Consider the following 2,730-nt stretch of genomic DNA (forward strand, 5'->3'; position numbering starts at 1 on the left):
GGGCGTGCCGGCGTGAGCGCGGTGCTGGAGGCCGGGCTGCGCCTGCCGCCGGCGACCCGCCTGCCGGTGCCCGATGCCCCGCCGGGCTGGATGGCAGGCGGGCTCGGCGCCTTCTTCCCGCGGCGGGATGCGCGGGGCGGGCTGGAGCTGTTCGTCAGCGGCCGCGACGGCGCGGGCACCAGCCGCATCGGCCTGCTGCGCTACGAGGATTTCCCGGCGGCGCCGCGCCTGGTCGCGGCCAGCGCGCCGCTGCTTGGCCCCGGCGAGCCGGGCGGCTTCGACGCGGATGGCGTCGGCTATCCCTGGCTGGTGGGGGAGCGGCTGTATTACGTCGGCTGGCAGCGCCTGGGCGGGGCGGTGCCGTTCCGCAACCAGCTCGGCCTGGCGATGGGCGGGGCGGGCGGCTTCGCCCGGCACTCCCGCGCGCCGCTGCTGGCGGCCTGCGATGCCGAGCCGATCGGCCATGGCTCCTGCTGCGTGGAGCCGCTCGGGCCGGGGCGCTGGCGCATGCTCTACACCTGCTTCCTGGGCTGGGAGGCGCAGCCGGGGGGAGGCTTCCGGCACCGCTACCGCATCCATGCCGCCTGGTCGCAGGATGGCATCGCCTGGGCGCTGCCCGGGCAGGTCGCGGTGGAGTTCGACCCGGCGGCCGAGGCGGAGGAATACGCCCTGGCCTCGCCCGTCACCTGGCGCGGGGCGGCGGCGGAGGAGCTGCTGCTCTTCACCGCGCGCGGTGCCCGCTACCGGCTGCACGCGGCGCGCGGCGGGGAGGGCGGGCGGTTCCGCCGGCTGGCGCCGCCCATCGCCATCGCCGCCGGCGACTGGGACGATGCCATGCAGTGCTATCCCCGCCTGCTGCGCTGGGACGGGCGGGACATCCTGTTCCATGCCGGCAATGGCTATGGCCGCGCCGGCATCGGCTACAGCCTGCTGCCCGAGGGCTGGGAGACGCGGCTGGCATGAGCGCGCCCATCTTCGACAGCCATGGCGGGTTGCCGCCGGGCGATGCGCGCGACCTCGACCGCCGCATCGACGCCTATGCCGCCGCCGCCGCCGAAGCCGGCTTCTGCGGCGGCTGCGTGCTGGCCCTGCCGGGGCGCGATGCGGAGGCCGACTTCATCGCGGCCGTCGGCGCGCGGCCCGGGCTGGTGCCGATCCCCGCCTGGCCGCTGGAGGGGCCGGACGCCCCGGCGCCCGAGGCGGTGCTGGACCGCTTCCTGGCGCTGGGCGCGCGGGGCTTCCACATCCATCCGCGCGCCTCCGGCCTGTCGCCGGCCGATCCGCGCTTCGCCCGCGTGCTGCGCGGCGCGGCGGCGCGCGAGCTGGTGGTGTTCCACTGCACCTATGCCTTCGCCTCCGTGGTGGCGCCGCCGCCCTGGCCGGGCGCGGCGCGGCTGCCGGTGGACCCGCTGCCGCACCTGGCCCTGGCGCTCGCCGACCTGCCGACGCTGCGCTGCGTGCTGCTGCATGGCGGCGGGGTGGAGCTGCTGCGCTACGCCGAGTTCGTGCGCGCCAACCCGCATCTGCTGCTCGACCTGTCGCTGACGCTGATGAAATACCCGGGCAGCTCGCTCGATCTCGATCTCGCCTTCATGTTCTCCGCCTTCGACCGGCGCATCTGCCTCGGCACCGACTGGCCGGATTACAGCCCGGCGGCGACCGCCGCGCGGTTCGAGGGCTTCACCGCCGCGCTGCCGCCGGAGAAGCGGCGCAACGCGGCCTCGGACAATCTGCGCCGCCTGCTGCGGCTGGAGGAGTGAGCCGCCATGCTGTTCGACATGCCGCCGCTGGACGCGCTGGAGCGGGATGCCGCGCTGCGCGCCGCGCTGATGCAGCGGATCGGGGCGCATGAGGTCGGCGTCAGCCGCGCCGTGCTGCCGCCCGTGCTGGTGGCGCGCATCACCGAATGGCTGTCGCGCATTGGCCGCTGCTCGCTGCCCAACTACGTGCCGTTGCGGCCGGGCGCGCCCAACGCGCACCGCGTCAACCGCTGGGACGAGCGTTCCTTCGTGAAGGCGAACTACCACCAGTTCTCCTTCCTGCCCTGGAACCAGGACCCGTTCGACCTGTTCCGCCTGACCGCGCCGGTGTTCCGCCTGCGCAACCTGCTGGCCGGGCTGCCACCGGACAAGTATCTGGGCCGCGCGCCGGAGGAGGGCGCCATCGCCCGGCTGCTGTTCCATTTCTACCCGGCGGGCGAGGGCTGCATGAACCTGCACCAGGACCCGGTCGGGCCGCACCAATGCGCCGTGCCGCTGATGGTGCTGTCGCGCTTCGGCCAGGACTACAGCGAGGGCGGGCTGGTGCTGCGGGAGAAGGACGGCGCGCTGCGCGGCGTCGACGCGGCGCTGGCGCCCGGCGATGTCGTCTGGTTCCACCCGCAGCAGCCGCATGGCATCGAGACGATCGACCCGCACCGCCCGGCCGACTGGCTGGCCTTCCGCGGCCGTTGGTCCGGCGTCTTCGCGGTGAACAAGCTGCAGGATGCGGGCGGCATCGGCGATGCCGCCGATCTCGGCCGCGCCGGGGGCGGGAGCGGCGGCGGGGAGGGTTGAGGCCATGGCGCCGCGCCTGCTGATCCTGGGCGCCGGGCTCGGGCTGGTGCCGCGCATCCGGGCCGCGCGCGCCGCCGGCTTCCACTGCATCGTGGCCGATGACCTGCCGGTGCCGCACGGCTTCGCCGTGGCCGATGCCACGCTGCGCGCCCGCCCCGACGATGTGGCGGCGCTG

Annotated in this window: 3 protein-coding genes; all 3 read left to right on the plus strand. The window is 75.4% G+C overall.

Features of this window, described 5'->3' with window-relative positions; translation table 11 throughout:
- Positions 1-963 (plus strand): hypothetical protein (locus tag HMPREF0731_RS18385; protein WP_007005700.1); only part of this gene is annotated, 963 nt, incomplete at its 5' end.
- A complete protein-coding gene (locus HMPREF0731_RS18390; protein ID WP_040613931.1) occupies positions 960-1,760 on the plus strand; it encodes an amidohydrolase family protein in 801 nt (266 codons plus the stop codon). The genes HMPREF0731_RS18385 and HMPREF0731_RS18390, both read left to right, overlap by 4 nt.
- A 6-nt stretch (positions 1,761-1,766) precedes the next feature.
- On the plus strand, positions 1,767-2,555 hold the full coding sequence (locus HMPREF0731_RS18395; RefSeq protein WP_007005701.1) for a hypothetical protein: 789 nt from the start codon (positions 1,767-1,769) through the stop codon (positions 2,553-2,555).
- Positions 2,556-2,730: the final 175 nt, after the last annotated feature.

Source organism: Pseudoroseomonas cervicalis ATCC 49957, from assembly GCF_000164635.1.
In the GTDB taxonomy this organism is placed as follows: Bacteria; Pseudomonadota; Alphaproteobacteria; order Acetobacterales; family Acetobacteraceae; genus Pseudoroseomonas; species Pseudoroseomonas cervicalis.

Bases quoted from the DNA above. Each gene is read 5' to 3' on its own strand.
- HMPREF0731_RS18390 (WP_040613931.1), top strand. From the start codon at position 960: ATGAGCGCGCCCATCTTCGACAGCCATGGCGGGTTGCCGCCGGGCGAT.
- HMPREF0731_RS18395 (WP_007005701.1), top strand. From the start codon at position 1,767: ATGCTGTTCGACATGCCGCCGCTGGACGCGCTGGAGCGGGATGCCGCG.